At 59.4% G+C, this 14,700-nt stretch carries 17 protein-coding genes; 9 read left to right on the forward strand and 8 right to left on the reverse strand.

Annotated features, from left to right (window positions below; all coding sequences use genetic code 11):
- Positions 1-329: 329 nt before the first annotated feature.
- The gene (locus B5P46_RS32185) at positions 330-1,799 is read left to right on the forward strand and encodes a serine/threonine-protein kinase (RefSeq protein ID WP_129422252.1); all 1,470 of its coding nucleotides are present in this window, start codon (positions 330-332) and stop codon (positions 1,797-1,799) included.
- Positions 1,800-1,840: 41 nt separating this feature from the next.
- Here the strand turns inward: B5P46_RS32185 and B5P46_RS32190 are convergent, their stop codons facing one another.
- Positions 1,841-2,101, reverse strand: coding sequence for a hypothetical protein (locus B5P46_RS32190; RefSeq protein WP_129422253.1), 261 nt, complete (start codon positions 2,099-2,101; stop codon positions 1,841-1,843).
- 133 nt (positions 2,102-2,234) lie between these two features.
- Entirely contained in the window at positions 2,235-2,459 is a 225-nt protein-coding gene (locus B5P46_RS32195) for a DUF2798 domain-containing protein (protein WP_129422254.1), read from the reverse strand.
- A gap of 235 nt (positions 2,460-2,694) precedes the next feature.
- On the opposite strand from B5P46_RS32195, the gene B5P46_RS32200 reads away from it, so the two are divergent.
- Together B5P46_RS32200 and B5P46_RS32205 are read left to right on the forward strand one after the other, a co-directional pair.
- Positions 2,695-3,417 carry a YoaK family protein gene (locus B5P46_RS32200; RefSeq protein ID WP_129422255.1) on the forward strand — a complete coding sequence of 241 codons (723 nt, stop codon included), beginning with the start codon at positions 2,695-2,697 and terminating at the stop codon, positions 3,415-3,417.
- 68 nt (positions 3,418-3,485) lie between these two features.
- A complete protein-coding gene (locus tag B5P46_RS32205) occupies positions 3,486-4,274 on the forward strand; it encodes a YdcF family protein (protein WP_129422256.1) in 789 nt (262 codons plus the stop codon).
- A 93-nt stretch (positions 4,275-4,367) separates the two neighbouring features.
- Here the strand turns inward: B5P46_RS32205 and B5P46_RS32210 are convergent, their stop codons facing one another.
- Positions 4,368-4,841 carry a hypothetical protein gene (locus B5P46_RS32210; RefSeq protein WP_129422257.1) on the reverse strand — a complete coding sequence of 158 codons (474 nt, stop codon included), beginning with the start codon at positions 4,839-4,841 and terminating at the stop codon, positions 4,368-4,370.
- A 171-nt stretch (positions 4,842-5,012) separates the two neighbouring features.
- On the opposite strand from B5P46_RS32210, the gene B5P46_RS32215 reads away from it, so the two are divergent.
- The gene (locus B5P46_RS32215; protein ID WP_129422258.1) at positions 5,013-5,648 is read left to right on the forward strand and encodes a trimeric intracellular cation channel family protein; all 636 of its coding nucleotides are present in this window, start codon (positions 5,013-5,015) and stop codon (positions 5,646-5,648) included.
- Positions 5,649-5,672: 24 nt separating this feature from the next.
- On the opposite strand, the gene irrA is transcribed toward B5P46_RS32215, so the two are convergent.
- On the reverse strand, positions 5,673-6,092 hold the full coding sequence (irrA, locus tag B5P46_RS32220; protein WP_003544303.1) for an iron response transcriptional regulator IrrA: 420 nt from the start codon (positions 6,090-6,092) through the stop codon (positions 5,673-5,675).
- A 301-nt stretch (positions 6,093-6,393) separates the two neighbouring features.
- Between irrA and fabA the strand changes: the two genes are divergently transcribed.
- The 5 genes from fabA to B5P46_RS32245 all read left to right on the forward strand — a co-directional run bounded on the left by fabA (position 6,394) and on the right by B5P46_RS32245 (position 9,695).
- A complete protein-coding gene (fabA, locus tag B5P46_RS32225; protein WP_017962726.1) occupies positions 6,394-6,909 on the forward strand; it encodes a 3-hydroxyacyl-[acyl-carrier-protein] dehydratase FabA in 516 nt (171 codons plus the stop codon).
- Positions 6,910-6,954: 45 nt separating this feature from the next.
- Positions 6,955-8,187 (forward strand): beta-ketoacyl-ACP synthase I, encoded by a 1,233-nt coding sequence (gene fabB, locus B5P46_RS32230; RefSeq protein WP_129422259.1) that lies wholly within the window; start codon positions 6,955-6,957, stop codon positions 8,185-8,187.
- A 7-nt stretch (positions 8,188-8,194) separates the two neighbouring features.
- On the forward strand, positions 8,195-9,001 hold the full coding sequence (gene fabI, locus B5P46_RS32235; protein ID WP_129422260.1) for an enoyl-ACP reductase FabI: 807 nt from the start codon (positions 8,195-8,197) through the stop codon (positions 8,999-9,001).
- Positions 9,002-9,024: 23 nt separating this feature from the next.
- Entirely contained in the window at positions 9,025-9,171 is a 147-nt protein-coding gene (locus B5P46_RS32240; RefSeq protein ID WP_129422347.1) for a type II toxin-antitoxin system HicA family toxin, read from the forward strand.
- Positions 9,172-9,299: 128 nt separating this feature from the next.
- Positions 9,300-9,695, forward strand: coding sequence for a type II toxin-antitoxin system HicB family antitoxin (locus B5P46_RS32245; protein ID WP_129422261.1), 396 nt, complete (start codon positions 9,300-9,302; stop codon positions 9,693-9,695).
- 3 nt (positions 9,696-9,698) lie between these two features.
- Here the strand turns inward: B5P46_RS32245 and B5P46_RS32250 are convergent, their stop codons facing one another.
- From B5P46_RS32250 to B5P46_RS32270, 4 genes are all read right to left on the reverse strand, one after another.
- The gene (locus tag B5P46_RS32250; protein WP_129422262.1) at positions 9,699-10,715 is read right to left on the reverse strand and encodes a class I SAM-dependent methyltransferase; all 1,017 of its coding nucleotides are present in this window, start codon (positions 10,713-10,715) and stop codon (positions 9,699-9,701) included.
- Positions 10,716-10,893: 178 nt separating this feature from the next.
- Complete coding sequence (pnp, locus tag B5P46_RS32260; protein WP_129422264.1) at positions 10,894-13,032, reverse strand: polyribonucleotide nucleotidyltransferase; 2,139 nt, start codon at positions 13,030-13,032, stop codon at positions 10,894-10,896.
- A 348-nt stretch (positions 13,033-13,380) separates the two neighbouring features.
- The gene (rpsO, locus tag B5P46_RS32265; protein WP_003544317.1) at positions 13,381-13,650 is read right to left on the reverse strand and encodes a 30S ribosomal protein S15; all 270 of its coding nucleotides are present in this window, start codon (positions 13,648-13,650) and stop codon (positions 13,381-13,383) included.
- A 152-nt stretch (positions 13,651-13,802) separates the two neighbouring features.
- A complete protein-coding gene (locus B5P46_RS32270; RefSeq protein ID WP_129422265.1) occupies positions 13,803-14,654 on the reverse strand; it encodes an alpha/beta fold hydrolase in 852 nt (283 codons plus the stop codon).
- Positions 14,655-14,700 lie beyond the last annotated feature (46 nt).

Consider the following 14,700-nt stretch of genomic DNA (forward strand, 5'->3'; position numbering starts at 1 on the left):
GCGTGACGGGCGATCTGAAGTCGCGTCTGGCAAAACATAATGCCAGAAAAATACGTCCCTTGGTCTGTCAGGACGTATCTCGCTTTCTCCGACAAAGCGCAGGCATTTGCTTTCAAGAAATATCTGAAGTCGGCGTCGGGCAGGGCGTTCGCAAAGAAAAGACTGTGGCCGCCTGCGCGAAGAATTTCATACGGGATCGTTTTAGATTTCGGGAGGCAACTCAAATATTGCTTAAAGTTGTGCAATGCTTGTAAGAGCGTTCGATATATTACGGATGCCTGATAAAAATTGCCGTGCAGAACGGTGCTTGCAACTGACAGGGGACTGCGATGATCGAGATTAGGCTCTCTCGTGGGCTTTGGAGGCTTGACGATGGGCGTCCGCTTGGGCCCGCAGGAGGTTTCGGGGAAGTGTTTTATGGTGACGGCGAAGATGGGCCTGTTGCTATAAAACGGCTTAAAATTACTGCAGATGCGGCCGCCCATCGTGAGATGAACATAGGTCAGGCGTTATCCAGCCGCCGATTGGACCATGTGGTACCGATATTTGACCATGGTCAGGATGCGAACAGTGATCGCTATTATTTGGTGATGCCGGTTTGTGACTTCAGCCTCCAAGATCGGATCGGGAAAAGCGGCCCGCTGGGTTGGGAGCAGGCAAAAGACGTGGCGCTCGACATTATATCGGGATTGGAGGAGGTTGGCGATATCGTTCACCGTGATCTCAAGCCAGCGAATATTCTCTATCATGACGGACGCTGGAAAATTGCTGACTTCGGTATCGCCAAATTCGTTCAAGATAGTACATCCATCGAAACGCTTCGCCGCTCGCTTACTCCGACATATGCTGCGCCAGAGCAATGGCGGGGCGAACGGCCAGCAGGAGCGACGGATGTCTATGCGCTCGGCTGCATACTACATGCGATGATCAACGGCCGGCCGCCATTTCTCGGAACTGTCGATGATGTGCGGGAAGCGCACCTCAAGAGCGAACCCCCATCGCTGAACGGCGTCGATCAGCGACTAGAGGGTTTCGTAAGACTAATGCTCCGAAAAAATGCGGAAAATCGACCGTCGCTTGAACGTTGCCGAAAGGTGATTTCTGAAGTGAGCGCCCGTCCACTGAGGGCAGGAAGCGAAGGCTTGGCGATCGCCGGCGCTAAGGTGGTGCAGCAACAACTGGCTGCGGAGGCCGCGCGACGGGCAGAGGAGGATGCCAGACAAACCCGCCAGGTGGCGGCAGACGAAGCGATCTCAGAGCTGCGGGGAATCATGAGCCGCTTATTCGATGAAATTGCGGCGGCGTCAGAAGTCGTGGAAAGAAGCGATCGGGGCGTTAAATTAGGCACGGCGGAGCTGGCTTACGATCAACCCACTAGGTTAGCGGAGACGGATGCCCAGTCGGGGTGGGATGTTTTGGCCGCGTCTAAAATGCGGGTAGGAGGACGCGTTGATAGGCAAGCATATCATCAACCTGAGTTTTACGTTTTCAACGCGACGCTCGCCTACGCCAAAATACCAGACGATACCAGTTACAGGTGGCGCGAGGTATCCTTCTTCAATTGGCGCCACGGCTCGATGGAGAACGCACCTGTGGCCCTGAATCCTAGTTCCCAGGAGTTTCATCTGGCGTTGTCGAATGTCGTCAGCGGATGGCAAACAGCTTTTGGACCCGCGGCCATCGATGGAGAGGATGAAGAGGGATTCGCAGAAAGGTGGATTAAGCTGTTCACCAAGGCGGTGGGCGGCAGGCTGAACCCGCCGAGTGGCCTCCCTCTTTCACCCTCTTATTTCAAATAGCCGACACCACGGGCAACATTCGTAATATCCGCTATATCCGCTCATCGAACATCGAGCGCCGTTGCCGGATGGAACGCAAGGAGGGGGACTTCGGCCCGTCCCTTCCAACCCTCGACCAGCCATGCCGATTGGATCACGCCAATGTTCTCGCCGCTTTTGACCGCGCCGGAGCTTGTGCCGTCCTGGACCTGCGTCGGGCTTTTAGCATTGATACCCTTCGGCGTTCCTGAGCAGACGGCATAACGACGTCCTTTCTCCACAATTCGGCACCAAATGTTCTCTATTTGTTTATGTCGTGGCATATGATAGATTCGTGGCGCTGTTGGCGGTAACGCCACTCACGAGACGTCGCCTTCTGTGCGGAGGCGTGGTGGGAAACTACCCCCGCACAAATCGTCGGCGACGCTCGCAGTCGTCTCCTACGCCTCGCGCTTTTCATATCTCGACGATAACAGCCGTCAGCCGCTTGACCATCGGCAGCACCAATAGCAGGACGGGAAAGGCGATCGCCCATGCGGAGGGCCACATGGCAAGTGCAGGCGCGGTCAGGCCTTGTGCTCTCACGATGCTGATCGCCGAGACGACACGGGTCATCAGCAGCGAGAGGATGAGCGGCATGGCCACCGTATTGTAACGTTTGGGGAGTTTGCCTTTGGGCATTTTGATCTCCGTAAGATGCCGATCAGACAATTGCGCAGCTCCGACCGGCGGGTTGCGCGTTGATTGACGTAAATGCTTACGGAGCTTCGATCTGAAGCAACGCCATCTCTATGGCCGAAAATGTCTTGCCGTTCAAGTCCGCCCATCCCTTCCGATCACCTTTGCCAATTCCTCAATAGGACGATGTATGTTCGTTGCCGCAACCTCAGCGATTCGGCTCCAGGACCTTCAGCCAATGACCAGAGCAAGACGCCGCCGCATCATCCGGACCCGACGAACCCTGACCGGGCTCGCCCTTGTCGGCTCGATCTCGTTTCTGGCCGGCATGACCGATGCCACCGGTCTTCTGCTGACCGGCGATTTCGTTTCCTTCATGACGGGAAACACCACGCGGGCGGCACTGGCCTTGAGCGAGGGCAATCTTTATCACGCCGCGGTCCTGATCTGTGCGATCGTCGTTTTCGTGCTTGGCAATGCGGCAGGCATCGTCATTTCCCATGTCTCGCAACGCCGCATTTTCGTGGTGCTTGGCTGCGTCGGGCTGGTTCTGGCGCTCGCCTCGATGATGACGGTGCAGAACATGTTGTTCGCGCGGTTCTACATGATCGTTTTTTCCATGGGCATGGTGAACGCTGCCGTCGAGCATATCGAAGGCCTGCCGATCGGGCTGACCTATGTGACTGGCGCCCTGTCGCGTTTCGGCCGCGGCATCGGCCGCTGGATCATCGGCGATCGTCGTGTCGAATGGACGATCCAGATCGTGCCCTGGGGCGGCATGGTGCTCGGCGCGATCGCCGGGGCCGTCCTGACACGACTGACGGGCGCGCATGCGCTGTGGCTGGTCTCCCTCTTCGCCATGGCGCTGGCGCTTGCCGCGATGCTTATCCCGCGGCCGCTTCAGCGGCGCTTTAACCAGAAGATCGCGCCGCATCGATCCGCCGTTGCGCGGATGAAATAGAACCGTCGCATTCCTGTTACCGTCGAATCGGATAGGAAGGACCGCCGCCCATCCTCAAGGAGTAGGTCTTGTTCGTCATTTCGAAGCTTGTCTGGATTTTCGCTCAGCCGCTGTCGCTGGCATTCTTCCTCGTCTTCCTTGCTCTGCTTGCCGGCCTTCTGCGCTGGCGTATCCTAAGTATCCTCGGCGCAGCCGGTTCAGCCCTCATCCTTTTCGTCACGCTCTACACCACGGCCGGCAACTTCCTGATGCAGGGTCTCGAGCAGCGCTTCGCAAAGCCGCCCGCGGATCCCGATAACCTGCAATGCATGATCGTGCTCGGCGGCGGCTTCGAAAATGAGGTGAACACGGCGCGCCACGGCATAGAATTCAATGCCGGAGCCGACCGCTTCGTCGAAGCCCTGCGGCTCGCGCAGAAATTTCCGCAGTCGCGCATTCTGGTATCGGGCGGCGACGGCTCCCTCTCCGGCATCTATGAAGGTGATGCGGCGGCGTCCGAGCGTTTCTTCCCGCTCTTCGGCGTTGGCAAGGATCGCCTGATCGAAGAGAGACAATCGCGCACGACCTTCGAAAACGCCGTCAACACCAAGGAATTCCTGGCAAGCCAGGGGCTTTCCAATTGCCTGCTGATCACGTCGGGTTTCCATATGCCGCGATCCGTCGGCATCTTCCGCAAGCTCGGCATCGATATCGTGCCCTGGCCGACCGATTATCGCACCGACGGCCAAGTGAGGCTGGGGTTTGATTTCACCCAGCCGACCCTCAACGCGCAGAACATGGCAACCGCGATCCGCGAATGGTACGGCTTGGTCGGCTATTATCTCGCCGGCCGCACGTCGGAACTCTATCCGCAATAGAGCGCCGCGTGTCCGCCAGGACGCGCAAAGGACGCTCTATCGCTTTGAATCCACGCATAACCCCGAAAATCTTTCGGGGTTATGCGTGGTGAGTTACTTCTTCGAGATGGTGACGAATTTCGTGCCGCGGACACGCGCCGTCACGATGCAGGGATCACCTTCGGTGCGGTCGCAGAAGCGCGGATGCATCTTCATCGCCAGCACCATGTTGCCGAAGCGCTGGACGAAATCGTAGCCATAGATCTGCGCGGTTGCGATCATGAAATAACCGCCTTCTGCAACCTGCAGGTAGAAATTATAGGTGCAGCCGTCATCATTGCATTGCGGCCCCTTCTGCCCGTCGCAGGTCAGCTGGCCCTCGTTGACCACCGCGTCGATCAAGCCGTCATTGTTGATATCCTGCCGGACGACGAGGCCGTCGGCAAACTCGGCCGTCTTGCACTGCTCCTGAAAATGTTTCTTCTCGTAGATCTCAGGGTCGGAGATCAGCGATTGCTGACCGAAGGCGGCAGCCGGCATGGCCAGCAGCAGAACGATATTCAGAACGGCGAGCACCAGCGTTTTCACGGCTTTCCTCTTTCGGATAAAGGCTCCCAATGCATGTCGCCCAAAGTGTGCAGCGGTTTTGGGGCAACGACATGCAGCAAACAAAGACTTCACCTTTATGGCCGCGCCGCCTTGCGCCGCCCTTGCCGCCGTGTTTCTTTCCGGAAATTGTTCGCCGGTTCCGGGGGCCGCATGTCCTTGCTCGTCTATCTCGATTATGCCGGCATTGCGCTGTTTGCCGCGACAGGCGCGCTCGCCGCCTCGCGCAAGCAACTGGACCTGATCGGTTTTTTGTTTTTCGCCATGGTGACGGGAACGGGCGGCGGCACCGTGCGCGATATCGTGCTCGGCCGCGTTCCGGTCTTCTGGGTGTTGAACCCCGCCTATATCCTCGTCTGCTGCATCGTGGGCGTCATCGTTTTCTTCACCGCCCACCTGCTGGAATCGCGCTATCGCCTGCTGATCTGGCTGGATGCGATCGGCCTTGCCGCTTATTGCGTGATCGGCGCCGCCAAGGGCCTCGCCGCCACCGGCTCGCCCACGATTGCGATCGTCACCGGCACGCTGACGGCGACCTTCGGCGGCATCCTGCGCGATCTGATGGCAAACGAGCCTTCGGTGCTGTTGCGGCCGGAAATCTACGTGACCGCAGCCCTTATCGGCGCCGGTGTGTTCACGGCCGCCAATGCGCTTGGAATGCAGCTCTATCTGGCGTCTGCCTGCGGCGTCGTGGCGGCCTTTGCCGTCCGTGGCGGAGCCCTGTGGTTCGGCTGGACCTTCCCGACCTACAGGCACAAGCCCGGCCGGCATCCCGACGATGTCATGTGAAGTCTCGGGTGGCCTGGGGTGGCGTCAGCCCTGCTTCGCCCGCAGGCGGATCACCACGTCGACATGGGCGATCTCCATGCCCTCAGGCGGTTCCGGCAGATTGGCGATCGTCAGGTTGCTGACGGGAATGTCGAGCACCTCGTTTTCGCCTTCGACGAAGAAATGGTGATGGTCGGAAACATTGGTGTCGAAATAGGTCTTGGCGCTCTCAACGGCGAGAACGCGGATGAGACCGGCTTCCGTGAATTGGTGCAGCGTGTTGTAGACGGTTGCCAAGGACACCGGCACGCCGGCGGCAACCGCCTCTTCATGCAGTTCCTCGACGGTCAAATGCCGGTCGCCCTTGGCAAACAGGAGGTCGCCGAGCGCGACGCGCTGGCGGGTGGGGCGCAGGCCTGCACCGCGCAGCCTTACCTCTATTGCGATCGGGAATGCACCCGTCATCAAAACCAACTCCGGTTATTCTGGCATAAAGCAATCATGTTTCTTTAAGCGGTATAACTTTTGCATCGGAGCCTTTCAATAGTTCAATGGGGACGGGAGCCTGATAAACGCGGCAAAAACGGGCTTTTGACGCAAATAGGTCTGGTCCCAGCCCTAGCCTTCCTGTATGCGACCACCAAATAATGGCGCAAGCCTGGTCCGGGGCGATGAATGAAGCTGCCTTGCTTGTGCTTCATTTTCTGAAGAACTTGGACTACACGTTCACATCCATCGGCTTGACGCGGGGGGAAAAAGAAACTTTATGACGACCAGACAATCCAGCTTCTCGTATGAAGAACTCATCGCTTGCGCACATGGCGAGCTGTTCGGCCCCGGCAATGCGCAGTTGCCCCTGCCGCCCATGCTGATGGTTCACCGCATCACGGACATTTCCGAAACGGGCGGCACCTTCGATAAGGGCTACCTCAGAGCGGAATACGACGTACGCCCGGACGACTGGTATTTCCCCTGCCATTTCGAAGGCAATCCGATCATGCCGGGCTGCCTCGGTCTCGACGGCATGTGGCAGCTGACCGGTTTCTTTCTGGGTTGGCTCGGCGAAGAAGGCCGCGGCATGGCGCTTTCGACCGGCGAAGTGAAATTCAAGGGCATGGTCCGGCCACAGACGAAGCTGATCGAATATGGCATCGATTTCAAACGTGTCATGCGCGGCCGTCTGGTCCTCGGCACCGCCGACGGCTGGCTAAAGGCGGACGGCGAGACCATATATCAGGCGGCCGATCTTCGCGTCGGTCTATCGAAAGACAAGACGGCCTGAAACCGCATTTCGAGCGGCTGACGAAAACAACAAAGGTTTGATCAGATGAGACGGGTAGTTGTCACAGGTCTGGGTGTCGTGTCCTCGATCGGAAACGACGCAGCCGAAGTCACCGAATCCTTGCGGCAGGCAAAGTCGGGTATCTCCTTTTCGAGCGATTTTGCCGAACATGGGTTCAAGTGCCAGGTCTGGGGCAGTCCCAAGCTCGGTTCGGCGGAACTTGCCGAACTGGTTGACCGCCGCGCCATGCGTTTCCTGTCGCAGGGCGGCGCCTGGAACCATGTGGCCATGAAGCAGGCGATCGCCGATTCCGGCCTGGAAGAGAAAGACTACGCTCAGAACGAGCGTACCGGCATCATCATGGGCTCTGGCGGTCCGTCCACTCGCACCCTGATCGAGGCCGCCGAAATCACCGTCAAAAACAACAGCCCGAAGCGCATCGGCCCCTTCGCCGTGCCGAAGGCGATGTCCTCGACCGCATCGGCCACGCTCGCCACCTGGTTCAAGATCCACGGCGTCAATTATTCGATCTCGTCGGCTTGCTCGACGTCGGCGCATTGCATCGGCAACGCCGCCGAGATGATCCAGTGGGGCAAGCAGGACGTGATGTTCGCAGGCGGCCACGAGGATCTCGATTGGACGATGTCCAACCTCTTCGACGCCATGGGCGCCATGTCCTCCAAATATAACGACACGCCGGACAGCGCCTCGCGCGCCTATGACGTCAACCGCGACGGTTTCGTCATTGCCGGCGGCGCCGGCGTGCTGGTGCTCGAGGAGCTGGAGCGCGCCAAGGCCCGCGGTGCCAAGATCTATGCCGAAATCGTCGGCTACGGCGCAACCTCTGATGGATACGACATGGTCGCCCCCTCGGGCGAAGGCGCTATCCGCTGCATGCGCCAGGCGCTCGCCACCGTCAAAGGCGATGTCGACTACGTCAACACCCACGGCACCTCGACGCCGGTCGGCGACAGCAAGGAAATCGGCGCCATCCGCGAAGTATTCGGCTCGAAGATCCCGCATATCCAGTCGACCAAGTCGCTGACCGGCCATTCGCTGGGGGCTGCCGGTGTGCAGGAATCGATCTATTCCCTGCTGATGATGCAGCAAGGCTTCATCGGCGAAAGCGCCCATATCACCGAGCTCGATCCCGAATTCGAAGGTGTCCCGATCGTGCGCAAGCGCATCGACGACGCCAAGATCGACACTGCCCTCTCCAATTCCTTCGGCTTCGGCGGCACCAACGCCACGCTCGTCTTCCAGCGCTATAACGGATAATAATAATATGACGGGAATCATGCAGGGTAAGCGCGGGCTCGTCATGGGCGTCGCCAACAACCACTCGATCGCCTGGGGAATTTCAAAAGCTCTCGCCGCACAGGGTGCGGAACTCGCCTTCACCTATCAGGGCGATGCGCTCGGCAAGCGCGTCAAGCCGCTTGCTGCCGAGGTCAGCTCGGATTTCGTGCTGCCCTGCGACGTCGAGGACATCGCCTCGGTCGATGCCGTCGTCGATGCGATAAGCGAGCGCTGGGGCAAGCTCGATTTCATCGTCCATGCCATCGGCTTTTCCGACAAGAACGAGCTGAAGGGTCTCTACGCCGATACGACGCGTGAGAATTTCAGCCGCACCATGGTCATTTCCTGTTTCTCCTTCACCGAGATCGCCAAGCGCTGCGCTCCGTTGATGGAAGATGGTGGTGCGATGCTGACGCTGACCTATAATGGCTCGACGCGCGTCATCCCGAATTACAACGTCATGGGGGTTGCCAAGGCGGCGCTCGAGGCTTCGGTGCGTTATCTCGCCGCCGACTACGGCCCGCGCGGCATCCGCGTCAATGCCATTTCCGCCGGCCCGATTCGTACGCTTGCCGGCGCCGGCATCTCCGATGCGCGCGCGATCCTCTCCTGGAACCAGCGCAATGCGCCGCTGCGCAAGACCGTGACCATCGACCAGGTCGGCAACTCGGCTCTCTACCTGCTTTCCGACCTTTCCTCCGGCGTCACCGGCGAAATCCACTTCGTCGACGCCGGCTTCAACGTCACCTCCATGCCGACGCTGGAAACGCTGCGCAAAGCGGACGTCGAATAAGAGTCTTGTTCCGATAGCAGAAGATTATTGCCAGGCTGAAGCGGGAAGGCTTCGAAGTCGTTTCGATCAAAGGCTCGCACCACAAGCTTCGAAGACGTAGTCAGACCATCATCGTTCCGCACCCGAAGAAGGATCTGCCGATCGGCACCGCGCTCTGCATAATTCCTTAAATCGGAATCGATTTAAGGATAAAATTATGCAGCACTTCAAAGTGCTACAGCGTCCTTTGCGCGTCTAAAAAGACGCGCGGCGCTGTAGAGATTGCGAAACAGGCCGGATGGAATGCGAGTGACAAATCATGAAATATTTCATTGCCATCGTGCATAAGGACAAGGACAGCCCTTTCGGGATCAGCTTTCCAGATCTGCCGTCGGTATTCTCCGCCGCCGATAAGGAGGAGGATCTGATTGCAAACGCCATCGAAGCGCTTCGCCTCTGGGCAGAAGATGAAACCCTGCCGATGCCGTCCTCATACGACGAGATGAGTTCCCGGCAGGATATCCGCGAGCAACTGGCCGCCGGTGCTTTTCTGACGCGTGTTCCCTTTATCGAAGATACGACGCGCACCGTTCGAGCCAATGTCACCTTCGACAAAGGCATGTTGGATGCAATCGACAAGGCCGCGAAAGAGCGCGGCCTGACCCGTTCGGCTTTTCTTGCGAGTGCTGCCCGCAAGGAAATCGAGGCTGCGTAAAGCTTATTTCTTCGCCCAGAGAACCTTGAACCGGGCGTTGCGGCAGGTTTCGCCGCTTTCCCTGAAATTCGCCGCCAGAACCGGCTCGTAAGGCAGGCCGCGATTGGCGACGAGCATCAGGCGGCCGCCGCCGCGAAGGGCGGATCCGGCGGTCTTGATCATTGCCTGGCCGAGTGCCGGCTCGGCCGCGTGTCCCTCATGGAAGGGCGGGTTCATGATGACGAGATCGTATTTGTCTTTGACCGGTTCGCCCGCCAGATCGTGCCAGAAGAAGCGCGCAGGCGCGTTCGGGCAGTTCTCCGCCAGATTATCCCTGGCAGCCTCCAGAGCTGCGTGATCGGCCTCGTAGAGGTCGAGGCGCGTCAGTCCACGCGACTTCTGGGCCAGCTCGACGGAGAGATAGCCCCATCCGGCGCCAAAATCCGCAACGTCGCCGGTGAAATCCTCAGGCAGGCGCGAGGCAAGCAGTTCCGATCCGGCATCGATGCGGTCATGCGAGAACATGCCGGCGGTTGCATTGAAACGGCCGTCGACACGCACCGGCGCCTTTGCCAGCTTGGAGATAATCTCGTCGGCATCCGCCGGCCGGCCAAACCAGAAGGCGACGCCATGATATTTCGGCATATGGTCGACGGCGAGATTGAAACCTTCCATCCGCTTGCGCAGCGGCTGGATGCCGTCTTCCTTGGCGCCGGCAACGACGATCAGCCCGCCGAGCCGCGTACGGGCGATAGCAGCGGCAAGATTGGCCTCGTTCTCACCCTTGTGCTTGGTGCAGAGCACCAGAGCCGCATCGTAGTCCTCGCCGTTGATCTCCGGCTTCGCTTCGATCCGCTGGGCCAGCAGCTGCCGATAGAGCGGCCGGAAGCCCTGGACGGCACTGAGCGAGGCGGCGAAGCCTTCCGGCAGCGCAAAGCCTGCCTCGGCGCCGAGGAAGAGCACGCGCTCGCCCTCGCCGGGCGCCGCGACTGTGCCGCTGGCAAAGGGATGGAACAGGGTCTTCAGCGTCTCGCTGCTCATGGTCTCGTCTCGTCCTAAAGCATGTCGCGCAAAAGTGTTCAGCGGTTTTGCGAGCACGACATGCGCAAAACCAAAGACCTGAAGTGCGGCAAGCGATCTGAACGATCGCACCGCGCTTTAGGATACAAAAAAGGGCGCGGAAGCATTCCCGCGCCCGGTATTGAATCTGGAAGGCGGCTTATTCGGCCGCTTCTTCCTTCTTCTTCTCGTTCGGGATTTCCTGGCCGGTGGCCTGGTCGACGACCTTCATCGACAGGCGAACCTTGCCGCGTTCGTCGAAGCCGAGCAGCTTGACCCAGACCTTGTCGCCTTCCTTGACGACGTCCTGCGTCTTGGCAACACGCTCGGAAGCGAGCTGCGAGATGTGGACGAGGCCGTCACGGGCGCCGAAGAAGTTGACGAAGGCGCCGAAGTCGGCGGTCTTGACGACCGTGCCTTCGTAGACCTGGCCGATCTCAGGTTCGGCAACGATCGAGTGGATCCACTTGCGGGCCGCTTCGATCTCCTTGCCGGAGGAGGAGGCGATCTTGACGGTGCCGTCGTCCTCGATGTTGATCTTCGCGCCGGTCTTTTCGACGATTTCGCGAATGACCTTGCCGCCGGAGCCGATGACTTCACGGATCTTGTCGACCGGGATGTTCATGACTTCGATGCGCGGAGCGAATTCGCCGAGCTGGCCGCGGCTTTCGGTGATGGCCTTGGACATTTCGCCGAGGATGTGGACACGACCGCCTTGGGCTTGGCCAAGGGCGACCTTCATGATCTCTTCGGTGATACCGGTGATCTTGATGTCCATCTGCAGCGAGGTGATGCCGTCGGCGGTACCGGCGACCTTGAAGTCCATATCGCCGAGGTGGTCTTCGTCACCGAGAATGTCGGACAGGACAGCGAAGCGATCGCCTTCCAGGATCAGACCCATGGCGATACCGGCAACCGGCTTTGCCAGCGGAACGCCGGCGTCCATCAAAGCGAGCGAGGTACCGCAGACGGTCGCCATCGAGGACGAACCATTCGACTCGGTGATCTCAGAGACGACGCGCAGCGTGTAGGGGAACTGCTCAGGTGTCGGCAGCATCGGACGGATCGCGCGCCATGCGAGCTTGCCGTGGCCGATTTCGCGGCGACCCGGGGAGCCCATGCGGCCGGTCTCGCCAACCGAGTAGGGAGGGAAGTTGTAATGGAGCAGGAAGCGCTCCTTGTACATGCCCGTCAGGCTGTCGACATACTGCTCGTCTTCGCCGGTGCCGAGCGTGGCAACCACGATCGCCTGGGTTTCGCCGCGGGTGAACAGCGCCGAACCGTGGGTGCGCGGCAGAAGGCCGACTTCCGAAACGATCGGACGGACGGTTTCGAGGTTGCGGCCGTCGATGCGGCTCTTGGTGTCGAGGATGTTCCAACGGACGATCTTCGCCTGCAGATGCTTGAAGATCGCGCCGACTTCTTCAGGTGTGTACCGGGCTTCGCCTTCCTCGGGGAGGAAGTGCGCCTTCACCTTCGCCTTGACGGCGTCGACGGCGGCGTAGCGATCAGCCTTCTGGGTGATCTTGTAGGCTTCGCGAAGTTCACCTTCGGCAAGGCCGAGCATCTCGGTTTCGAGAGCGGAGTAGTCTTCCGGCTGGAAGTCGCGCGGCTCCTTGGCGGCCACTTCGGCGAGCTTGATGATCGCGTCGAGAACTGGCTGGAAGCCCTTGTGGCCGAACATGACGGCGCCGAGCATGACGTCTTCGTTAAGTTCCTTGGCTTCGGATTCCACCATCAGCACGGCGTCATAAGTGCCGGCGACGACGAGATCGAGGCTCGATTCGTCCATCTCGTCGAGATGCGGGTTGAGAACGTATTCGCCGTTGATGTAGCCGACGCGCGCACCGCCGACGGGGCCCATGAAGGGAACGCCGGACAGCGTCAGCGCAGCCGAGGTGGCAACCATCGACAGCACGTCGGGATCGTTTTCGAGGTCATGCTGGATAACGGTAACGACGACCTGCGTGTCGTTCTTGTAGCCCTCAGGGAAGAGCGGGCGGATCGGGCGGTCGATCAGGCGGGAAACCAAGGTTTCCTTTTCGCTCGGACGGCCTTCGCGCTTGAAATAGCCGCCGGGGATCTTGCCGGCTGCGTAGGTCTTTTCCTGGTAGTTGACGGTGAGCGGGAAGAAGTCCTGGCCGGCCTTCGGCGCCTTGGCCGAGACGACGGTGGCGAGAACAACGGTTTCGCCGTAGGTGGCGAGAACCGCGCCGTCGGCCTGACGGGCGATCTTGCCGGTTTCGAGCTTCAGCGGGCGGCCGGCCCACTCGATTTCCACTGTGTGTGTATCAAACATGTCTTGTCCTTCAATGCGGGAGCACGCGCCATCGCCGATATCAAGGCGCAGCGCACAGTCGACCGCAATCAATGTGACGTATCACGGGCAAGACAACGGGAGGCTTTTCATCCTCGGTTTCCTCGGGCGTTCCTGAGAAACCGGGCCAAAGCTCATTGACAAGCCTTGGCCGAAAGCATCCGGCAATCCTGCCCCATGACAGGTCAACGGTTGGTTTGGCAGATCCGGCCCATCCGGGTCTGCCGGTCGTTCCACCGCTAAAAGATAGGGCGCGGCTGGAACATTTCATCGGGAGCCTTGTCCCGAAACAGATCCGGCGGGCGCTCGGAAAGCGCCCGCCGGACAATCTTAGCGGCGGATACCCAGGCTCGTGATCAACTTGGAATAGCGGCCTTCATCCTTCTTCTTGAGATAATCAAGAAGCGAGCGGCGGCTCGAAACCATCGTCAGCAGGCCACGGCGGGAATGGTTATCCTTCTTGTGGTCCTTGAAGTGTTCGGTCAGGTTGTTGATGCGTTCGGTCAAGATCGCGACCTGGACTTCCGGAGAACCGGTATCGCCTTCAACGGTCGCATATTCCTTGATCAGTGCAGACTTGCGCTCAGCAGTGATCGACATCGGGTGATCCTTTCTAAGAGGAGGAGATTAAAGTCGCCAAAAGCCGGGATGTCGTCCAGCTTTGGCCGTGAATGCAAACGGGCGTACCCGATGCTGGCGCTGCCTATAAACCAAATATGGATCGATGGAAAGAGGGGTCGTCCTTGGCGGCTTCAACGGCCCGCCATGGCGCCCCGGATCATCCCGTCATAGGCTGCAGGATCCTGCAGCATGGCGAAATGGCTCACATCTTTCAGGATGACGAGTTTGGCGCCCGGAATCTGTTTTGCCATCATTTCCGTATGGTCGAGCTTTACGGCTTCATCATGATCGCCGATGGCAAGTGTCACCGGCACCGAGATCTTGCCAAGATCGGCGGCCGTCCAGGCCGGCTGGGTTGCCCACATTTCGGAGATCTGCTTGACGAAGGCGTCGTATTCGTTCGGTGTCGGCGAAAGCTTCCGGTACTGCTCGCCGGCGACGTTGATGTAGTCGTTGAAGGTCTTATTGTCCATGACGTCAGCCTTGACGCCGTCTGTTGTGACGTTGGCTGCCTGGGCAATGACGCGGGTCAATTTTTCCGGGTGTTTCATCGCCATGTCGATGCCGATGATGCCGCCGTCCGACCATCCGACAAGCGTCACCTTGTCGATCTTCAGATAGTCGAGAAGTGCCACATAATCCGATGTCATCAGGTCATAGCCGAAGGGCTGCTGGCTGCGCGTCGAACGTCCATGGCCGCGGCTGTCGGCAACGATGACCAGGTGGTCCTTGGCAAAATCGGCGACCTGATGACCCCAGACCTCGGCATTTCCAAGACCGCCGTGAATGAACAGGATGGGGTCGCCTTCGCCGTATTCGGCGTAATACATCTTGATGTCGTTCACTTCGGCCATGCCGCTCGTCCTTGCCGTCGGCATCGAAGGAGAGGCCGGGAGCTCGGCCCAGCGCTCGGCGGATCGAGCGCCGGCGACGGCGAGAAACATCGAAAAGAACGTCAGGATTCCGATAGCAGTTCCGCGCATGATCTTTCCCTCTGTCAGGCCCCCATGGCCCCTCGGGCCGCTATGG

Source organism: Rhizobium leguminosarum (assembly GCF_004123835.1).
Taxonomy (GTDB): Bacteria; Pseudomonadota; Alphaproteobacteria; order Rhizobiales; family Rhizobiaceae; genus Rhizobium; species Rhizobium leguminosarum_M.

Coding starts and splice junctions, on each gene's coding strand:
- B5P46_RS32185 (WP_129422252.1), top strand. CDS start 330: ATGATCGAGATTAGGCTCTCTCGTGGGCTTTGGAGGCTTGACGATGGG.
- B5P46_RS32190 (WP_129422253.1), bottom strand. CDS start 2,101: ATGCCACGACATAAACAAATAGAGAACATTTGGTGCCGAATTGTGGAG.
- B5P46_RS32195 (WP_129422254.1), bottom strand. CDS start 2,459: ATGCCCAAAGGCAAACTCCCCAAACGTTACAATACGGTGGCCATGCCG.
- B5P46_RS32200 (WP_129422255.1), top strand. CDS start 2,695: ATGACCAGAGCAAGACGCCGCCGCATCATCCGGACCCGACGAACCCTG.
- B5P46_RS32215 (WP_129422258.1), top strand. CDS start 5,013: ATGTCCTTGCTCGTCTATCTCGATTATGCCGGCATTGCGCTGTTTGCC.
- irrA (WP_003544303.1), bottom strand. CDS start 6,092: ATGACGGGTGCATTCCCGATCGCAATAGAGGTAAGGCTGCGCGGTGCA.
- fabA (WP_017962726.1), top strand. CDS start 6,394: ATGACGACCAGACAATCCAGCTTCTCGTATGAAGAACTCATCGCTTGC.
- fabB (WP_129422259.1), top strand. CDS start 6,955: ATGAGACGGGTAGTTGTCACAGGTCTGGGTGTCGTGTCCTCGATCGGA.
- fabI (WP_129422260.1), top strand. CDS start 8,195: ATGACGGGAATCATGCAGGGTAAGCGCGGGCTCGTCATGGGCGTCGCC.
- B5P46_RS32245 (WP_129422261.1), top strand. CDS start 9,300: ATGAAATATTTCATTGCCATCGTGCATAAGGACAAGGACAGCCCTTTC.
- B5P46_RS32250 (WP_129422262.1), bottom strand. CDS start 10,715: ATGAGCAGCGAGACGCTGAAGACCCTGTTCCATCCCTTTGCCAGCGGC.
- pnp (WP_129422264.1), bottom strand. CDS start 13,032: ATGTTTGATACACACACAGTGGAAATCGAGTGGGCCGGCCGCCCGCTG.
- rpsO (WP_003544317.1), bottom strand. CDS start 13,650: ATGTCGATCACTGCTGAGCGCAAGTCTGCACTGATCAAGGAATATGCG.
- B5P46_RS32270 (WP_129422265.1), bottom strand. CDS start 14,654: ATGCGCGGAACTGCTATCGGAATCCTGACGTTCTTTTCGATGTTTCTC.